We start from the raw sequence: 18887 nt of genomic DNA, 5'->3' as shown, positions 1-18887 counted from the left end.
GGGGCAGGGCGGGTAGCGTACGGTTGGTCCATGAGCGAACCCTCCACGGAGCCGCTGGGGAGCGGCGACCCCGAACGGCTGGGCGACTACCGGTTGCTCGGGCGGCTGGGCCGGGGCGGCATGGGCATCGTCTACCTCGGCCAGGCCCCGGACGGCGGCCGGGTGGCGGTCAAGGTGATCACCCCGGACCTCGCCGACGACGCGCGCTTTCGTGACCGCTTCCGGCGCGAGGTCGACGCGGCCCGGCGGGTGCAGCGCTTCTGCACCGCCGCGGTGCTCGACGCGGAGCTGGAGAGCCCGCCCCTGTACGTCGTCACCCAGTACGTGCCGGGCCCCACCCTGGACCAGGCCGTCCGCGACAACGGCCCGCTGCGCGACGCCGACCTGGAGGGCCTGGCCGTCGGCATGGCGACCGCGCTGTCGGCCATCCACGCCGCCGGCCTGGTGCACCGCGACCTCAAGCCGTCCAACGTGCTGCTGTCGCCGCTCGGCCCCCGCGTGATCGACTTCGGCATCGCCCGCACCGTGGACGGCGAGGGGCAGATCACCCGGACCGGCGCGATGATCGGCACCCCGGCGTTCCTCGCCCCCGAACTGCTGCACCAGGAACCCCTCACCCCGGCCGTGGACGTCTTCTCCTGGGGCTGCGTGGTGGCCTTCGCCGCCAACGGCCGCTCGCCCTTCGAGGCGCCGACCCTCCCGGAGATCATCTACCGGCTCAGCCACGGCGACCCCGTCCTGGACGGCCTCGAGGGACGGCTGCGCACCATCGTCGAGCAGTCCCTCAGCAAGAACCCCCAGCTGCGCCCGACCGTCCCGCAGCTGCTGGCCTACCTCATGGGCCAGCCCGCCGTGGCGCCCGAACAGGCGGCCCAGCGGGTCGAGACCGTCTGGCGGCAGCACGCGCCGTCCGCCACGTTCCAAGGCGCCACGCACCCCCCGCTGACGGACCCGACGATGCGGCCCCAGCCGCTGCAGCAGCCCGCCGCGTCGCAGCACGGCCAGCACCAGGCGCCCCCGCCGCAGCAGACACCGCTGCCCTGGATGCCGCAGCAGCAACCCGCGCAGCCCTTCCAGCAGCCCCCTCCTGCGCAGCCCCAGATCCCCCAGCAGGCCCAGTGGCCCGGCCCCCACACCCCCGGCCCGTCCTGGCAGTCACCGCCGACCGCCCCCGGCGGCGCCCCGCCGGCGGGGAGCGGCGGCAAGGCCCTCCTGTACGGCGCCTTCATCGCGCTGGGCATGGTGGGCGTCCTGCTCGTGGCGCTCCTGGTGGTCCCCGGCAGCCCCCTGTACGTGCTGGGCGGCGAGGAGAAGCGCGAGGAGCCCGCCAAGTCCGTCCCGCCCGCGGCCCTCCACACCATCGTCGGCCCCGAGGACTTCAGCGACCAGTCGTCGGGCTTCCCCACCGACCTGGAAGCCGCCGCCTACGACAACGGCAGATGGCGCCAGAACACCCCCGAGACCTCCACCACCTACTGGGTCTGGCGCAACACCCTCAACGACCCCGACCAGGACCTCCTCCTGTCGGCGAAGATGCAGATCACCGAGGGCAACAAGGCCGCCAGCGCCGGCTTCCTCTGCTTCGGCGACGACACCGAAGGCGACAAGAACAGCAACTACGAACTGCTGGTCGACCGGGACGGCCGCGCCCGCCTCGCCAAGACCACCACCGGCACCCGCACCTTCCTGACCCGGGGCACCGTTCCGCCCCTGGGCGAGGGCGAACACCACATCCAGGCCGTCTGCTCCGTGGAGGGCCAGTCGACCCGCCTCGCCCTCTGGGTCGACGGCGAGCCCGCCTTCGACCACACCGACACCACCTCCCCCTACACAGGCGGCCGCGTCGGCTTCGTCGTCCAACGCGACGACGGCAACTGGCCCGCCACCGTCGCCTACTTCGACGACTACCACCTCACCACCTTCGCCCCCACCCAGCCCTCCACCGAGACCGACTGACCCCTGCGAAAGTGAAGTCCCTCCTTCTCCTGTCGGTCTGCCTCACCCTGGTCCTGACCGTCTCCACCACCTTCTTGAGGTGACCTCGCAGGCCGGGCCCTGACCGGCGGGGCCACGGTCTCGCACGAAGCCGTCCACACCTGTGTCTACGCACTGCCCAAGGACGGGCTCGCCCGCTCGGAGTGATGTCGTCCGGACGCCGTACCGCGCGGCCCACGGCGCAGATCCGATGCCTCCAAGGATGGCCGGATCGTCGGGATGTGCTCGATCCACGACCGTCCGCCGAAGCCCTCGGCGGTCAGGCCCCCGGTCATCGGAAGGGGACGGCACCCTCGGGGAGGGGCAGGTCGGCCGCTGTGACCCTGGTCGACAGCTCGACTCGCTTCTGCCTCATCGGTCCCTGCCCGTGGGAAGGCGGCGGCCGTCGCCGGTCCACGTGGTGATGGCGGACGGCTGCGAGCGGGCGGTATGGGCACGGGGGTCAGGGGCGGGGGCCGGTGATGCCGGTGTGGATGAGGTCGGTGAGGAGGTCGACGGCGGCGTCGGGGGTGAGGCGGGCTTCGGGGGGCTGGTCCAGCCAGAGGGCGGCGTATTCGGAGACGAGGGCCATCATGGCGCGGGCGACCTCCTGCGGGGGGCCGGGGAGGGTGTGGCCGGCGGCGGTGACATGGTCGAGGTGGCCGGCCAGGTCCGCGGCGACGGGGTCCATGAGCTCCCACATGCGGCGGGCGAAGCGGGGGTCGACCATGGCGGCCTGGCGCAGGGCCGTCATCACGGGGCCGTGCGCGGTGGTGAAGGACCAGGAGGAGGCGACGTGCCAGCGGACGGCGGCACGTGAGGTGAAGTCGGGGTCGTGCGCGGGGTCCTCGACGACGCTGCGGTCGCCCGCGTCGAGGATGTCCTGGAGGAGGGCCTCCAGGAGCTCCTCCTTGTCGGCGAAGTGGCTGTAGAACGAGCCCGCCGAGCGGCCCGCCTCCGCGGTGATGTCGGTGATCTTGGCGTTCAGGTAGCCGACGCGCGCGAAGACCCGCACGGCCGCCTCCTTGAGCGCGGCCTCGGTCTGCGCGGCGCGCGCCCTGCGCACCCCGCCCTCCGGTCCTCTGACGGCCACCGCGTACCTCCTCGCTTGCCAGAAAAACTAGCATCCGTCTATGGTGAATCCTGATTCAATGAATTGAGATTCACTGAAGGGGTGTGCATGAAGACCGAAGTGCTGATCGCCGGGGCCGGGCCCACGGGGCTGGTCCTCGCCTGCGAACTGGCCCGCAGGGGCGTCGTCTGCCTGGTCGCCGAACGCGACGCCGAGCCGTTCGCCGGGGCGCGCGGCAAGGGCCTCCAACCCCGCACGCTGGAGGTCTTCGAGGACCTCGGCGTCCTGGAGCGGGTGCTGGAGCTCGGCGGCGCCTACCCGCCGATCCGCGCCGAGATCGACGGCGAGACCGTCTTCACCGGCCACATGGACGAGCCGAAGGAGGCCACCGCCGACGTGCCGTACCCGAACGGCTGGATGCTGCCGCAGTGGCGGACCGGCCTCATCCTGCGCGAGCGCCTCGCCGAGCTGGGCGGTTCCGTGACACCGAACGCCGAACTCGTCTCCTTCACCCAGGACGGCGACGGGGTGACGGCCGTCCTGCGCGTGGACGGCACCGAACGGGAGGTCCGGGCGAAGTACCTGGTCGGCGCCGACGGCGGACGCAGCACCGTGCGCCGTGCTCTGGACGTCGCCTTCGTCGGTGAGACGCACGAGGAGGAACGGGCGCTGCTCGGGGACGTGCGCGCCGAGGGCCTCGACCCGGCGTTCTGGCACATGTGGCCGCAGGGCGGAGGCGGCGAGAACCCCTTCCCGGTGACCCTGTGCCCGCTCGCCGGCACCGACACCTTCCAGCTCGTGCTCCCCTCTCCGCCGGGCACGGCGGCCGAGCCGACGCTGGAGGTCTTCCAGGAGGCCGTGGACCGCGCCGCGGGCCCCGGCCGGATCAAGCTCACCGAACTGGTGTGGTCCTCGGTGTTCCGCCCGAACATCCGGATGGCCGAACGTTTCCGCGTCGGCCGCGTGTTCCTGGCCGGGGACGCCGCACACGTCCATTCCCCTGCGGGCGGGCAGGGCCTCAACACCGGCGTCCAGGACGCCTACAACCTGGGCTGGAAACTCGCCGCCGTGCTGCGGGGAGCCGACGGAGAACTCCTGGACTCCTACGAGGCGGAGCGGCTCCCCGTCGCGGCCGACGTCCTGGGCATCAGCAGCGCCCTGCACCAGAAGCTGCGCGACAAGGCCCCCGACGCCCACCGCCGCGACGACCCGCGGCTGCGCCAGCTCACCCTGGGCTACCCGGCGGGCCCGCTCAGCGTGGAGCGCCGCACGGCACCGACCGAGCCGTACGCCGGGGACCGCGCCCCCGACGCCGTCACAGGGCCCTCCCGTGAACGCCTGTTCCCGCTGATCCACACCGGTACCCCGATGCTCCTGGCCTTCGGCCCGGCCGCCGCCCGAGTGGCGCAGTCCGTCGCCCCCGCCTCCTCCGTCGTGATCGGCTCACCCGCCTTCGCGGACGAGGAGGGAACAGCCCACGCGGCCTACGGCGTCACCCCCGGTGAGAACGCCCTCTTCATCATCCGCCCCGACGGCTACCTCGGCCTCGTCACCGACTCCCCCGACGAAGCCGAGACCACCGCCTACCTCACCCGTCTCAGCCCCCAGACCCAAAACGCCCTCAAAGGATGAGGCCGACGACCGCGCTGCCCCGCCGCCGGTTCTGCCAGTGGCGATGCACTGCAAGCACGCCATCGGCCCTTGAACAGAGCGAAGCCGAGTTCCTTAGCTGTCCAGGCAGACCTTAACGGCATCGGCTTCGAGGGATCGCTCGGTGAAGTCGAAGGGAGGTTACTTCAGGGGAAGAAGGCCGCGTTGGAAGGCGGGTGCGACGGCGGTCGTTGACGCTGAGTGTGGCGTAGAGGCGGAGGATTTCCAGTTCGCGGGTGCTCAGGGGGTGTCGGAGGTGCGGACACGGCCGAGGAGGCGGGTGGCGACCGAGGGGGACGGCTGTTTCCGCCCTCTTCACCGGCGACCGCGTGGGCTTCCTCGTCCAACGCGACGACGGTAACTGGCCCGCTACCTTTGCCTACATTGACGACTGCCACTTCACCACCTTCGCCCCCACCGAAACTGACTGACCTCTCCTCGCATCCGCCAAAGCCGGTTTCTACGACTGAGGTTCCACCCAACGGGGGGAACCTCATACAACGTGTGGAACCTGCGGGAGTCTGCGCTGGAACCCGCCACCACCACGTTCAGCACGACTGCGGCCCGGCGCACCACTGTTGTATACGACGCGGCCAAGCGTCCGGTCACGCAGACCCTACCTGGCGGAGTTTCCACGACCACCGGCTACGACGGCCTGGGCCGAGTGATCGGTCAGACAGGAAACGGTTCGGAGGCCGACACCGCGGAACGATCGTTCGCTTACGACGGTGACAGCCGCATGCTGCGAGCGTCCACCGACAACATCGGGACGTCCGTTCCGGCCACAGAGACGAACTTCACCTATAACGACCGGGGCCAGTTGCTGACCGCTACGGGCTCAGCCGGGAACGGATCCTTCGTCTACGACACGGGCGGGCGGATGACCTCCGCCACCAGTGCTGCGGGCACAGTCGGCTACACCTATGACAACGCCGGCCGTCTCTCGACCCTGAGCGACCCGGCCAGCGGCACCACCCTCACCTACGGCTACGACGTCCAGTCGCAGGTCACGTCGATCGAATATGGTACGTCCAAGACACGTACGTTCGCCTACGACCGCCTGCACCGCCTCACCAGCGACACCCTGAAGATCAACGGAGGCAGCACCCTCGCCTCGGTCAGCTACGGGTATGACGCCAACGGCAACCTGACCTCCAAGAACACCACCGGAGTCACCGGCGCCTCGAATAACACCTACACCTATGACTGGTCCGACAGGCTCACGTCGTGGAACAACGACACCGCTACCACGGCCTATGAGTACGATGCCTCCGGCAACCGCACCAAGGTGGGCTCGAAGACCTTTACCTACGACGCCCGGGACCAGCTGACCTCTGACGGCACCAACTCATACACCTACACGGTCAGAGGTACCCTCCAGAGCAAGAGCGGAGATTCTGGAACGGCGAACTTCACTTCGGATGCCTTCGGCCAACAGATCACCGCATCCTCCCTGAACGGCGGAACGCAGACCTACCACCTTGATGCCTTCGGTCGCACCCTCGAGGCGACCGGCCCGAGCGGGGCGGTCTTCACCTACATCGGTGTGGAGAACAACCTGGCCTCAGACGGCACCACCGCCTACACCCGTACTCCTGACGGCTCCCTGATCGGCTCCAACGCGGTGAACGGAACGGCGGGCGCCGGAGTCCTGGCCTTCACCGACCAGCACGACGACGTGATCGCCTCCTTCACCGGGACCGGCACGGCCTTGACCGGTTCGGTCACTTATGACCCGTTGGGTAACGTCATCGCCGGCAGCGCCCCGCTCAACCTGGGCTACCAGTCGGGCTGGACCGACCCCACCACGGACCAGGTCAACATGTGGTCCCGCTGGTATAACCCCGAAACCGGCCAGTTCCAGAACAAGGACACCGTCGAGATCGACCCCGTCCCAGAGTCGGCCGCCGCCAACCCGTTCTCCTACGTCGCTGGCAACCCCATGATCGGTACCGACGAGGACGGTCACTGCAGCAAGTGGAACCCGGCCTGCGCGGGCAGGCAGCGGGCAGAAGATGCCAAGCGCAAGGCCAAGGCGGCCCAGGAGGCGCGAGCCCGAGCCGAGAAGGAGCGTCGCCAGCGCGCCGCGGCCGCCGCCGCGGCCGCCCGCGAAGCCGTCCGCCGGACTGCGGCCAGAGCTAAGATCCAGCAAGAGCTCCGAGTCCGCGTCGCCGCCGGCCGTCGCATTCTCGACCTCCCTGCCGACTCCGCAGCCAAGGCCAAGCGCAAGAACATCATTTCCACGGGGGTCGCGAAGAAGGTCGACAAGGCCTCAGCCGTTGTCGTCAAGACGGCTTATAAGAAGGCATCGATTTCACGTCCCAAGAAAGCGTTGAGGGCAAGGCGGGACATCTCCGCTGATGCGGCCGACTGCCTGACCACTCTGTCTGACTCACTGCACCGGTACTGCATAGAATCCGTCCGCCTTGCCAAGGCCGTTGAAAAATTCGTGGAAAAGAAGTTTAAGAAAAGCGGTGACGGAACTTTCGGGAACGCCGTTCAGCACGCACTCTGGATGATGGTGATGACGGTCCAGTATTCCGGCAAGATTGCGTCGAAGATCGGTGAGTTGAAAGAGTCCAATGACATGGAAGATGTCCAGTACGGGGATTGCAGAGGAATGGCCCTGGTCCAAATCGACAGGATGAATAATAATCAAGGCGTTAAAATGGGTAACTATATGCGTAAGAAATATGGCACCGAAAAGTTCATTTCATCGGGCGAGATCGAACGCTATTACGATCGCATGATGAAGCTCAAGCCGAAGACGAAGCTCGAGTGCCTCCCTAGGGGTATGAACTGCGGAGTCAAGTGTAAGTACGTGTAGCTTATAGCCGGTTGTCGACCCAGAGGTGGTGCTGCGGCACCACCTCTGGGCTTTGGAGGTGGAAGTGAGATCCATCGTTCTCCTGTCGTGCTGCCTCTTGGTGGTCTTGCTGGGTGCCGGTACCATTGCCGGGTTTCCTGGCTGGATAGAGTTGCCGGTGGTCATTACCTTGATACTGATCTTTCTAGGTTGGCTTTTCTTCGTACTGCGAAAGTGGGTGGGTCGGAGCTTGGATAGGAGATTCGTAGTCCGGTCGTCGGCCTGCTTGCTGGCGGTGCTGTCTGTTTTCGCGGTGGCCCGAACGGGGGTTTTGTTCGAATTGAGGTTTATTCTCTCCAGGGGGGAGCTGGAGAGGGCAGCTGATTCAGTGGTCGCCGTTTCGCCGGACTGCATGGCCGTCGACCTCGACAAGGTGCCGAACGCGCCGGTGGTGAAGGCGGGTTTCTTCGAGGTGCGGTGCATCGAGCGTGGAGAGGGTTTTATGGATCTTTATGTTCTCGCCTACGGGGATCCGAATATCTGGACTTTCCGGTGGTACGAGTCCGGCGGGGAGTTCCGGGGGTTTTGGCTTGACGATCAGTGGTCGCTCTACACTAATTATTCGGGAGTAGGCGGGTTCCTCTACTCTGGCCCTAAATGACGCCTGCTGGAAACCGATGGTGTCGAGAAACGGGCTTGCGGATGATGGAGATGGGCAAAGGGATCGCTATCGGGTGACTGGTACTATGCTGAACCCAGAGGAGACGGCCTTGTCGGTGTGGTCGGCGAGTGTGGCCTTGGGTGTGCCGGATGCGGAGTCCAGGCTGTACATCCCCCGGCTGATGCGCAGCGATGACGGAACCGTACAGAACGGTTTCCAGCATGCTCTCTGGAAGGCTGCCATAATCCGCCGCTTCTCCGGACGACGTCTGGACACTGTCGGATGCGCCGACCGGGCCGAGGAAGAACATCAAGGCCGTCGTGCGCCATTGGTCGGAGGGTGAATGGAGCGAGGTCGCGGCCGACGAGAAGCTGCTCGACATCGACGCTCACGCCGCACACGGTCTCTGGGCGGTCACCGAGGACAAGGTGCTGCACTACGCCGGCGGGCGCTGGACCGACCAGTCCCCGAAGAACGACATCAGACTCACGGCGATCGCGGTCACCGCTTGAAATTCGGATGATGGACAGGAGGGTGTCATTTCCCCGGCCGTCGGTCAGTGGTCGGCCCAGGCCATCCGCCCGGCCTGCGCCCGGAGATCGCGTACATGCTCGGTGAGACACCCGACCGGCACCCCGGTAAGGAGCTCGCGCGTTCGTGTAAGGACCTGAGTCCAGGGGCCGGTTGCGGAAGGCTTCCACCTGGCCGTTCAGGGAATTGGCCGGCTCGCTGATCTGAGACTTGGAGATGCTCTTGATGCCCGGCTGCTCGACCGGCTTGTCGTCCCGTCGCGTGCTCACCCTGAGCAGGTAGGCGGTCGCGACCACCGAGACTAGGGCCTGCTCAGCCCGTCGGCGGCGGTCCAGCAGCCACTCGGGAAAGTAGGAACCCGACCGCGGTTTCGGGATCGTCGGCTCCACCGTCCCCGCCCACGTGTCCTATTCTCGGACCCGGTAGCCGTTGCGGGAACCCACCCGCTCCTGGCTGCGCTCGCCGCTGGTGCGGGGCCGGGATCTCCGCGTCAGTGCTTGGCGAACTGGACGCGGGAGCGCTGGACGGCGTCCGGGCGGATTTTGGCGCCCTTGATGGTCAGGCGCTGGCCGTAGATGTCGGTGATGCGGACGGCCTTGCCGCAGCCGGCGCCCTTGGCGGACAGGAAGTAGTTGTATTCCGTGCGGGGCAGCTTCTTCCAGCCCTTGGCGGTGCGGGCTTCCAGGCGTGCGACGGGGTTGCGGTGGTCGATGGCCTGGATGCCGCACCACCAGCGGGTCGAGCCGGTCTTGTAGCGGACGGCGATCTTGCGGGAGGCCTTCGGGCTGAGCAGGCGCCAGGTGATGGGGATGCGGCCCTTGACAGGGGCGGCGAGCTTGGCGAAAGCGGGCCGGCTGAGGTCGAGTTGGCCGCGGCCGCAGGTGGGGCACTCGTTGGTGACCTTGACGGTGATGGCCCGTCCGTTGGCGCGGACCCGGACGTAGGCGCCGCAGGCTCGGGCCTTCTCGTAGTCGGTGGTGTTCATGGCCGCGATCATCAGGTTGCTCGCGGGGCCGAACATGCACGCGCCGTCGCCGTCGCCGGCGTCGTAGAACGTGGCCACGCCCCGGTAGGTGACACCAGGCTTGATCTTTCCCGCGGCTGCCGCTTTCGCGGCGGCGGGTCGCACCTGGGTGCCGTCCGGCATCACCACCGCCGCCGCCCAGACGAGCAGCGCCGCCGCGATCGCGACCAGGCAGGCACCCATCACGCGTCCACGCCACCGAAGGGTCATGTGCCGGCCTCCATCCAGAGGTTCGAACAGCCGCCCTATAGAGTGCCGCAACTCAGGAGCGTCTGCCGCATCTTTGGCCACAACAGCAGATCCCAAGCCGTCCAGGACGCCGGGGCGCGGTCAGGGGGCCTCGGAGGGGATCCGGGCGGCGATGAGGGCGGCGAGCTGGGCGGCGACCTGCTGGAGGGGCGCGGTGTCGCGGCGGACCTTGGCGAGGAGGAGCGCTCCTTCGACCGAGGCGAGGACGAACGTGGCGAGTTCCTCGGTCTGGTCCTCGGGGACGCCCCGGTCGCGCAGGCTCACGGTGATCAGGTCGATCCAGCGCTGGTAGCCGCCGGCGCAGACCGTGCGGATCTGGTCGCTGTCGGCGGCGACCTCCAGGGCGAGGGTGGCCAGCGGGCAGCTGTCGCGGAAGTCCGACTCCAGCAGGACCGCGCCGAGGAGGTCGGCGATGTCCGATGTGATCGAGCGCGTGTCGCCGGCCTCGGCCAGGACGGCGTCGATGGCGTGCCCCCACTCGTCGGCGGCCTGGGCGGTGGCTTCGACGGCGAGCTGCTCCTTGCCGCCGGGGAAGTGGAAGTACAGGGAGCCCTTGGGGCCTTGGCCTCGGCGAGGATCTGATTGAGGCCGGTGGCGTGGTAGTCCTGCCTCCGGAACAGCGCGGCGGCCGCGGCCAGGATGCGCTTTCGGGTCTCGCCGTGAGGTGCCATCGTTCATCACTCCGTGCGGGCGCGGTCGAACTCGGTGCTGTCGTGGGCGCTGAAGACCTCGACGGCACCGGACCGGGCGAGCTCGTTCAGCCGGTTCAGATTGTGCACCCGGGCGGCGCGGTCGGCTTGGAACATCGTCTGGAAGGCCCTGGTGGCGGGCGGGCACGACGGGCGTTCGGCCATCTGGAGGGGGCTGAAGTAGGCGTCGCCCGCGTGCAGGAGCCACCGCTCGCCGGTGTTCACGGCGACGCCCGCGTGGCCGCGGGTGTGCCCGGCCAGCGGGCCCAGCAGGACTTCAGGCGGCAGCCCGGGCAGGTCGCGAACCGCCGAGAAGCCGTTCCAGGTCTCCCCGCGGGTGGTGTGCTCCACCCAGTCGGGGCCGTGCGCCCACTGGTCGGGAAGGTAGCGGAGGCGTTCCTTGGACGTGGCCGGGCGCAGTGCGGCGTCGAGTTCGGCGGCGTAGACGTGGACCTTCGCGTGCGGGAACTCCGCGAGGCCGCCCGCATGGTCGTAGTCCAGGTGGGTGAGGACGATGTGCCGCACGTCCTCGGCCGCGTGGCCGAGCCGGGTGATCTGCCGGACCGCGGTCTCGGCGGCGTCCAGCCGAGGCCGGATCGTCCAGCGCGCGAACCGGGGCAGGCGCTCGGGCCGGTCGACGTCCCCCAGCCCGTAGCCGGTGTCCACCAGCACGAGTCCGTCACCGGTCTCGATGAGCAGGCAGTGGCAGACCTGCCGCGCGAGCGCGAAAGGACTGCCGCGTCCGGTGACCAGGCGTCAGCCCACGGGCCGCCGCAGCGTTCCGCAGTTCAGGTGATGAACCTTCATGGCAAAGAATATAGAGACTGGTCTACTAACCTTCTAGTCGAGCAGCCTCCGGCTCAGATTCACGCCGGGGGCCGACGGCGCGGCGATCCGGCCGACGCGCTATCGGCCGCCGAGGACCGGGCCGCATCCGTAGAGGGCCGCCAGGTCGATCAGGAGCAGGTCGGTGCGGTGAGCTGCGGCGCGTTGGAGGCCGGGGTGGAAGCCGTGGAGGGAATACAGGGCCAGGGTGGCGTCGGCGGTGTGATGGCCTTGGGCTGCCAGTAGGCCCCGGATGTGTTCGAGGCGGGCGACGTCGTGGGGGCCTCGGGGCTGGATCGTGGCCTTGGCCTCGCCGATGAGGGCGATACGGGCGTGGGCCGTTCGGGGGCGTTCACCGGGGGCCAGGGCCAGGACGTCGACCTCGTGTTTGGTCTTGGCGGCCGGGTCGGGGACGTCGGTGGAGCCGACCACGCCGGTGCGGAGGGTGGTCTCGTCGGGGGCGAAGGCGCGGGTCCAGCGGCGGGCCAGTTCTTCGAAGTGGGAGCCGAGGATCTTGGAGTGGAAGGTGGGGCGGGATTCCTGCCAGGCCTGCCGGGCGCGGTCGTGTTCGATCATGTCCACGAGAGGGAGGGTGATCAGCTGGTTGAAGCGGATCACCGGGTCGGCGACGGTGATCACGGGGTTGCGGGTTTTGAGGAGGTCCTGCTCCTTGCGCAGGTAACCGGTGGATTCCAGGACTTCCAGCGGGGCGGCCACGGCTGAGCGTTGGCGTTCCAGCAGGGCGCCGATCCGAGTCGGGGTGGAGGTGCCTTGGGCCACGGCGGCGAGCAGGTCGTAGTAGAGGGTGCGGTGGGTGATGCGCGGGTCCTCGCGCAGCAGGAACTCCGCCTCGACGCGTGAGTACAGGGCGCGACCGGGGTCCAGGAGCGTGCGTTGGACCCAGTCGTCGAATTCCTCCGTGGTCTGTGGGGCCGCACCGGGGGCGAGCGGCCGGTACCCGGGAGCGCCGCCCAGGCAGGCGTCGACGAGCAGAGCCGTCTCAGGGTCGGCGATCTGCCAGTGGTCGCGGGCGGTGCGGTGGTCGAACGCGGGCAGCCGCAGGTCCAGGACGGCTCGGCCACGTAGCGGTCTGGTGCCTGACAGCAGTTCGTTCATCACGCTCATCGCGGAGCCGCACAGAACGATCCGCCCGCCGGGGGCCTTCCCGGACTGCGAACGGTCGTAGAGCAGTTGCAGCAGCCCGGGTATCTCCGGGGAGTGCCGGAGGAGGTGGGGGAGCTCGTCGATGATCACGAGCGGTGCGCCGGCGGCGCGGTCGACCACGTTCAGGGCGGTGGTCAGCACCTCCTCCCAGCCCTCCAGGCGCAGCGCATGCGCGGGCACACCGACGTGGCGGGCGATCGCTTCGTTGAAACGCCGCAACGTCGGGACGCGGCCTTCCTCCCGGATCGCGGTGAGGTACAGGCCTCCCGCCGCTTCGGTGAGCGTCTCCAGCAGGAACGACTTTCCGTGGCGGCGGCGTCCCGAGACGATCGCCAGCCGCAACTGCGGTGGCGGGTCCTGCACGAATTCCCGCAGCAGCTTCCACTCCCGGTCCCGACCTCTTACTTGTGCCGGTTCGGGCGGTAGCTCCCTCTGCCTCAACCGAGTCCGTTCCTGTCGAAGCCCCTCTGAGCTGTTCGGATCGACCTTAACGGCATCGGCTGCGAGTGAAGGTGAATGAACGCAGGGAGGGTCACTCCAGGGGGAGGAGGCCGCGTTGGAAGGCGGCGGCGACTGCGGCGGCGCGGTCGTTGACGCCGAGTTTGGCGTAGAGGTGGAGGATGTGGGTCTTCACGGTCGCCTCGCTGATGAACAGGCGGGCGGCGGTTTCGCGGTTGTTGTTGCCCTGGGAGATGAGGTGGAGGATCTCCAGTTCGCGGGCGCTCAGGGGGGTGTCGGGGGTGCGGACGCGGCCGAGGAGGCGGGTGGCGACGGAGGGGGAGAGGGCTGTCTCGCCTCGGGCGGCGGCGGTGATGGCGCGGGCGAGTTCGTCGCGTTGGGCGTCCTTGAGGAGGTAGCCGGTGGCTCCGGCCTCGATGGCGGGGAGGACGTCGCGGTCGGTGTCGTAGGTGGTGAGGACGAGGACGCGGGAGGGGATGCCGAGGCGGGTGAGTTCCTTGATGGCGGCGACGCCGTTCATGACGGGCATGCGCAGGTCCATGAGGATCACGTCGGGCTGGAGGGTGCGGGCGAGTTCCACGGCGCGGGCGCCGTTCTCGGCCTCGGCGAGGACCTCGAAGGCAGGGTCGTCGGCGAACATGCCGCGGAGGCCGTCGCGGAAGATGGGGTGGTCGTCGGCGATGAGCAGCCGGATGGGGGCGTCAGGCACGGGGGGTTTCCTCGGGGCGGGCGGGGACGGCGGGGACGATGGCGGAGACCGCGGTGCCGGAGCCGGGTTCGGATTCGAGCTCGAACGTGCCAGCGAGGCGGGCCACCCGGCTGCGCATCGATGTCAGGCCGAAGCCGCCGCCGTCAGGGGAGCGCGACGGGTCGAAGCCCGTGCCGTCGTCGCGCACGTCCAGGCTCACCACGTCGTCGATGTAGGACAGGGTGATGCCCACGCGGGAGGCTCCGGCGTGCTTGGCGATGTTGGTGAGGGCCTCCTGGGCGATGCGCAGGAGGGTGGCCTCGATCTCCGGGTGCAGGGGGCGCTCCGGGCCCGTCGCGGTGAACTCGGCGCGCACGGAGTTCTGCTCCGACCAGCCGTCGGTGAGTTCGGCGAGCGCCTCGGGCAGCGAGGCCGTCTCGAGCTCGCCGGGGACGACGGCGTGGACGGACCTGCGGGCCTCGGCGAGGCTCTCGCGGGCCAGCCGGGTCGCGGTGTCGAGGTGCCGCCGCCGGGCCGCCGGGTCCGTCTCGGCGCGGGCGGCCGCCTGGAGCTGGGTGATGATGCCGGTCAGGCCCTGGGCGAGGGTGTCGTGGATCTCGGCGGCCATGCGCTGGCGCTCGTCGAGCACGCCCGCCTCCCTGGCCTGGACGAGGAGCTGCGCCTGCAGTCCGGCGTTCTCCCGCATCGTCTCCTCCAGCCGCGCGACCATCCGCTTGCGTTCGGCGCTGCGCTCGGCGGTGACGTCGCCGGAGAAGCTGAACAGGCTGACGACGGCGACGATCGCGGCGATGAAGAACAGGTGGGTGAGGATCGCGGACGGGGTGGGGTCGGGGAGCCCGCCGGTGTAGGCGGTGATGCTGATCGCCGCCGTCGCGGTGATCCCGGCGTACCGCCACTTCCCGTTCAGCGTCTGCCAGGAGGAGATGTAGCCGGCGAAGGCGAAGAAGCCCGCGAACCACATGGAGCGGGTGCAGAGCACGGCGATCAGGATCACCAGGCCGGTGACGTGGACCGCCGCGTTCCGGGGGGCGGTCACCGCGGTCCAGGCCGCGGCGAGGACGGCGAGGCCCGACGTGCCGAGGTGGTAGGCCCCCGGCCGCTCGTCGGTGAGCAGGGCCAGCACCAGGGAGATCGCCAGCAGGAGGAACGGGACGGCGGCCATGAGGCGCGCCAGGAGGTTCTCCCACCGGTCCAGGCGCGCGCCCGCCGCCGTCGTCATCGTGTCACTCCCACCGGAAGAACCTGGCCGCGGCGAGGCTGACGACCACCGCGTAGGCCGCCATGACGCCCAGGAGCAGGGGCGCCGGAGACGTCCCGGCCCAGACGTCCTGCAGGGCCTGTCGGAAAGCCCCCAGCGGGGTGTATTTCCCGATCTCGGCCACAATATCGGGCATCTGCCCCACGGGCTGGATGAGTCCCGCGAGAAAGGCCATCGGGAAGTACAGCAGCACGCCGATCCCGTTGGCCGCGCGCCCGTTCGGCGCCAGGGCCGCGATGAGCAGGCCGATGGAGAACATCGCGGCCGTGCCCAGCAGGAAGGCCGCGGCGAGCGCGGCCACCCCGGTCGGCAGGTGCGCGTCCAGGACGGTGCCCGCGACGGCGAGCAGCAGCCCGGCGGCCGCCAGCGCGAGGACGAGCTGCAGGATGAGCTGCACGGCCAGCAGGCTCCCCGGCCGCACCGGGGTGAGGGACAGCCTGCGCAGGATGCCGCGCTCCCGGTAGGAGGCCAGCGTGGTGGGCAGCAGGTACAGGCCCACCAGCCCCACCGCGATCGCCAGCGTCATCGGCAGGAGCAGCGTGTCGCCCGGCTCGATCGAGCCGCCGAAGACGATCAGGATGAAGAGCGGGATGAGGAAGGCGAACATCGAGCCGGGCTCGCGTACCAGGAGCTTGAACTCGACGTTGGTGAGCTTGGCGAGTGCGGTCATGGGGGGTCTCCTCAGAGGTGGAGGGAGCGGCCGGTCAGTGCGACGAAGGCGTCGTCGAGCGTGCGCTTGTCGATGCGCAGGTCGGCGACGGGGACGAGCTCGCGGGCCAGGGCCGAGGTGACGGCGGTGGCGAAGTCGCCCCGACCGGTGACGGTCACCCGCCTGCCGTCGCGGATGACGCCCGCCACTCCGGGCAGGCCGCCGAGCAGGGCGGCGGGGTCGCAGGCGGCGCCGTCCATCAGCGTGAACCGCATCTGGTGCTCGGCGTCGATCCCGTCGATCAGCCCGGCGGGGGTGTCGAGCGCGACGACGCCGCCCCGGTCGAGGACGGCCACGCGGTCGCACAGCTCCTCCACCTCGTCCATGAAGTGGCTGACGAGGACCACGGTGACGCCGGACTCCCGCACCCGCTTGACCAGCTCCCAGGTGGCGCGGCGGGCCTGCGGGTCGAGTCCGGTGGTGAGCTCGTCGAGGAACGCGACCTCCGGGCCGCCCACCAGCGCGAGGGCGATGAACAGCCGCTGCTTCTGGCCGCCCGACAGCTTGCCGAAACGGGCGTTGCGCAGGTCCGTCAGGCCCCAGTCGTCCAGCAGCGCCCGCCAGTCCCTCGGCGCGGCGTAGAAGGAGGCGTACAGGTCGAGCGCCTCCCAGACCTTGATGTTCTCCGGAAGCTGCGTGTGCTGGAGCTGCACCCCGATGCGCTCGTGCAGCACGCGCCCGTCCTTGGCGGGGTCGAGGCCGAGCACCCGGATCGAGCCTCCGTCGGGCTTGCGCAGCCCCTCCATGCACTCGACCGTGGTGGTCTTGCCCGTCCCGTTGGGGCCGAGGATGCCGAAGATCTCGCCCTCCTCGACGGTGAACGAGACGCCGTCCAGGACCGTCCGGTCCCCGTACCGCTTGCTGAGGTTCGCGACCTCGATGACTGCCATGCCTCAATCATGTTTTCCCAGCCCGTTCCGGACATCGACCCGCCGGCCATGATCCGCGCTGGAACCGGCTGACCCGTGCATCAACCGATCGGTGGATGGCGCTGGCGCGAACGGGGAGGTCAGGCGTCGGCGGCGCAGCGGAAGCCGGTGTTGCCGCTGCTGGAGTCCGGGGTGTTGGCGGTGCGGGCGGCGACGCGGTAGCGGTTGCAGTAGGAGTCGTCGCACAGGAAGGAGCCGCCGCGCATGGAGCGGCGGTCGCGGGCCTCGTCGAACCAGCCGTCGCACCACTCCCAGACGTTGCCGACGGTGTTGTACAGGCCGTAGGCGTTGGGGCGGTAGGAGTCGGCGGCGACGGGGCCGGGGACGCCGTCGTGGTGGTCGGGGAAGACGCCCTGGCCCTGCCAGATGTTGCAGCGGCGCTGGCCGCGGGGGAACAGCTCGTCGCCCCAGGGGTAGACGGCCTGGTCGAGACCGCCCCGGGCGGCGAACTCCCACTCGGTCTCGGTGGGCAGCCGCTTGCCGGCCCAGGCGGCGTAGGCCGCGGCGTCGTTCCAGGAGACGTGGACGACGGGGTGCTTCTGGCTGCGCCGGACGTCCGAGCCGGGGCCCTCGGGGGCCCGCCAGCAGGCGCCTTCGACCGCGCGCCACCACGGGGTGCCGTCGGGGGCGGGGGTGTTCGCGGCGACCTCCGGCGGCAGCCGCAGGTGGAAGACGTAGGACCAGCCGAACCGCTCGGCCTCGGTGACGTAGCCCGTCTCCTTGACGAAGCGGGCGAACTGGGCGTTGGTGACCGTGGTGGGATCGATCCGGAAGGGCGCGACCTTCACCTCGCGGACGGGCCCCTCGCCGTCGAACGGGTTGGCCAGCTCGTCCTCGTTGCCCATCCGGAAGACCCCGCCCTCCAGCAGGATCATGCCCTTCAACGGCCGGTCGCCGCGGGCCGGAGGGGCGCTCAGCGCGACGGGCCGGGGCTCGGAGGCCGGGCGGGAGGCGGCGCAGCACGGGGGGACGGAGGACTCGGAAGCCATGATCTCAGGCTATCTCCCGTCCGGAGATGCCCGTCCGGGGCTAACTTTTGCCAGGTGGACTTCGTCTTGCCCGCCGTGCTGGCGGTGCTTCTGGTGGCGGGGGCGGTGCTCCTGCTGGTGCGGCTGCGGCGGCGCGATCTCGGCGGGCCGGTGGAGCGCGCCGCGTTCGAGACCCTGCACAAGGCCTCCCTGGCCGCGCCCGCGCTGCGCGGCGGGCTGACCCGGCAGGGCGCGGAGAAGGCCGGGCGGCACCTGCGGGAGCTGCTGGGCGCGGACGGGCTGGCGATCACCGACCGGGACGAGGTGCTCACCGGGCCGGAGGACGCGCTGGACCTCGCCGCCGAGACCCTGGTCTCGGGCCGCCCCCGGGTGGTGGAGCTGGCCGACGGCCGCGCCGCCGTGGTGGTGCCGCTGACCACCGACGGCGGGGTGGTGGGGTCGCTGGTCGCCTACGGGGAGCAGGCCTCGGCCGGGCTGGTGCGGGCGACCGAGGAGGTGGCCCGCTGGATCGGCACCCAGCTGGAGCTGGCCGAGCTCGACCGCTCCCGCACCCTGCTGGCCGAGGCCGAGGTGCGGGCGCTGCGCGCGCAGATCTCGCCGCACTTCGTCTACAACGCGCTCACCACGATCGCCTCGTTCGTCCGGACGGACCCGGAGCGGGCGCGGGAGCTGCTGCTGGAGTTCGCCGACTTCACCCGCTACTCCTTCCGGCGGCACGGCGACTTCACGACCCTGGCCGAGGAGCTGCACAACATCGACCGCTTCCTCCTGCTGGCGCGCGCCCGGTTCGGCGAGGACCGGCTGCGGGTGACGTTGCGGATCGCGCCGGAGGTGCTGCCGGTGGCCGTCCCGTTCCTGTGCCTGCAGCCGCTGGTGGAGAACGCCGTCCGGCACGGCCTGGAGGGGCGTCCCGGGCCGGGGAGGATCATCCTGCTGGCCGAGGACGCCGGTGCCGAGTGCCGGATCAGCGTGGAGGACGACGGCGTCGGCATGGACCCGGAGGAGATGCGCCGGGTCCTGGCGGGGGAGCGGTCGGGCGAGGTGGGGATCGGCCTGGCCAACGTGGACTCCCGGCTGCGCCAGGTCTACGGGGACGACTACGGGCTGGTGGTCGAGACCGCGGTCGGCGCGGGGACGAAGGTCGGCCTCCGGGTGCCCAAGTACCATCCGGGGGTTTCGGCCGGTTGAC

16 protein-coding genes and 1 pseudogene are annotated in these 18887 nt (G+C 69.8%); 6 read left to right on the top strand and 11 right to left on the bottom strand.

Annotation, left to right across the window (positions count from 1 at the left end; all coding sequences use genetic code 11):
* The first annotated feature begins 30 nt into the window (after positions 1 to 30).
* Positions 31 to 1956, top strand: a complete 1926-nt coding sequence (locus C2865_RS39410; protein WP_157963735.1) for a serine/threonine-protein kinase — start codon at positions 31 to 33, stop codon at positions 1954 to 1956.
* A gap of 481 nt (positions 1957 to 2437) precedes the next feature.
* Here the strand turns inward: C2865_RS39410 and C2865_RS15485 are convergent, their stop codons facing one another.
* Positions 2438 to 3067 carry a TetR/AcrR family transcriptional regulator gene (locus tag C2865_RS15485; protein WP_232835613.1) on the bottom strand — a complete coding sequence of 210 codons (630 nt, stop codon included), beginning with the start codon at positions 3065 to 3067 and terminating at the stop codon, positions 2438 to 2440.
* Positions 3068 to 3154: 87 nt separating this feature from the next.
* On the opposite strand from C2865_RS15485, the gene C2865_RS15480 reads away from it, so the two are divergent.
* The 4 genes from C2865_RS15480 (at position 3155) to C2865_RS40725 (ending at position 8675) form a co-directional block, all read left to right on the top strand.
* Positions 3155 to 4678, top strand: a complete 1524-nt coding sequence (locus C2865_RS15480; protein ID WP_106399148.1) for an FAD-dependent monooxygenase — start codon at positions 3155 to 3157, stop codon at positions 4676 to 4678.
* A 520-nt stretch (positions 4679 to 5198) separates the two neighbouring features.
* A complete protein-coding gene (locus C2865_RS15475; RefSeq protein WP_106399147.1) occupies positions 5199 to 7523 on the top strand; it encodes an RHS repeat domain-containing protein in 2325 nt (774 codons plus the stop codon).
* Positions 7524 to 7587: 64 nt separating this feature from the next.
* Positions 7588 to 8163 (top strand): hypothetical protein, encoded by a 576-nt coding sequence (locus C2865_RS15470; RefSeq protein WP_157963734.1) that lies wholly within the window; start codon positions 7588 to 7590, stop codon positions 8161 to 8163.
* 320 nt (positions 8164 to 8483) lie between these two features.
* A complete protein-coding gene (locus tag C2865_RS40725; RefSeq protein WP_106399145.1) occupies positions 8484 to 8675 on the top strand; it encodes a hypothetical protein in 192 nt (63 codons plus the stop codon).
* Positions 8676 to 8819: 144 nt separating this feature from the next.
* Here C2865_RS40725 and C2865_RS40720 read toward each other — a convergent pair.
* The 10 genes and pseudogenes from C2865_RS40720 to C2865_RS15415 form a co-directional block, all read right to left on the bottom strand.
* Positions 8820 to 9158: pseudogene (locus C2865_RS40720) on the bottom strand (transposase); the annotation flags it as partial.
* 26 nt (positions 9159 to 9184) lie between these two features.
* Positions 9185 to 9928, bottom strand: coding sequence for an expansin EXLX1 family cellulose-binding protein (locus tag C2865_RS15455; RefSeq protein ID WP_106399144.1), 744 nt, complete (start codon positions 9926 to 9928; stop codon positions 9185 to 9187).
* A 120-nt stretch (positions 9929 to 10048) separates the two neighbouring features.
* Positions 10049 to 10645, bottom strand: coding sequence for a TetR/AcrR family transcriptional regulator (locus tag C2865_RS15450; RefSeq protein WP_232835612.1), 597 nt, complete (start codon positions 10643 to 10645; stop codon positions 10049 to 10051).
* A complete protein-coding gene (locus C2865_RS15445) occupies positions 10645 to 11355 on the bottom strand; it encodes an MBL fold metallo-hydrolase (protein WP_269802720.1) in 711 nt (236 codons plus the stop codon). The genes C2865_RS15450 and C2865_RS15445 overlap by 1 nt, the downstream gene beginning before the upstream one ends.
* A gap of 207 nt (positions 11356 to 11562) precedes the next feature.
* Positions 11563 to 13008 carry an AAA family ATPase gene (locus C2865_RS15440; RefSeq protein WP_232835610.1) on the bottom strand — a complete coding sequence of 482 codons (1446 nt, stop codon included), beginning with the start codon at positions 13006 to 13008 and terminating at the stop codon, positions 11563 to 11565.
* Between the two features lie 169 nt (positions 13009 to 13177).
* Entirely contained in the window at positions 13178 to 13813 is a 636-nt protein-coding gene (locus C2865_RS15435; RefSeq protein WP_106399142.1) for a response regulator, read from the bottom strand.
* Positions 13806 to 15032 (bottom strand): sensor histidine kinase, encoded by a 1227-nt coding sequence (locus C2865_RS15430; RefSeq protein WP_106399141.1) that lies wholly within the window; start codon positions 15030 to 15032, stop codon positions 13806 to 13808. Before C2865_RS15430 ends, C2865_RS15435 begins: the two co-directional genes overlap by 8 nt.
* Before the next feature lie 4 nt (positions 15033 to 15036).
* Positions 15037 to 15741 (bottom strand): ABC transporter permease, encoded by a 705-nt coding sequence (locus C2865_RS15425; RefSeq protein WP_106399140.1) that lies wholly within the window; start codon positions 15739 to 15741, stop codon positions 15037 to 15039.
* An 11-nt stretch (positions 15742 to 15752) separates the two neighbouring features.
* Positions 15753 to 16670, bottom strand: a complete 918-nt coding sequence (locus tag C2865_RS15420) for an ABC transporter ATP-binding protein (protein ID WP_106399139.1) — start codon at positions 16668 to 16670, stop codon at positions 15753 to 15755.
* Positions 16671 to 16789: 119 nt separating this feature from the next.
* A complete protein-coding gene (locus C2865_RS15415; protein WP_106399138.1) occupies positions 16790 to 17698 on the bottom strand; it encodes a formylglycine-generating enzyme family protein in 909 nt (302 codons plus the stop codon).
* Positions 17699 to 17752: 54 nt separating this feature from the next.
* On the opposite strand from C2865_RS15415, the gene C2865_RS15410 reads away from it, so the two are divergent.
* The gene (locus tag C2865_RS15410; protein ID WP_106399137.1) at positions 17753 to 18886 is read left to right on the top strand and encodes a sensor histidine kinase; all 1134 of its coding nucleotides are present in this window, start codon (positions 17753 to 17755) and stop codon (positions 18884 to 18886) included.
* Position 18887: the final 1 nt, after the last annotated feature.

This window comes from Actinocorallia populi (assembly GCF_002995495.1).
Lineage (GTDB): Bacteria > Actinomycetota > Actinomycetes > Streptosporangiales > Streptosporangiaceae > Actinocorallia > Actinocorallia populi.
The sequence above is the reverse complement of the archived record's forward strand: the minus strand, read 5'-3'. Positions and strand labels throughout refer to the sequence as shown.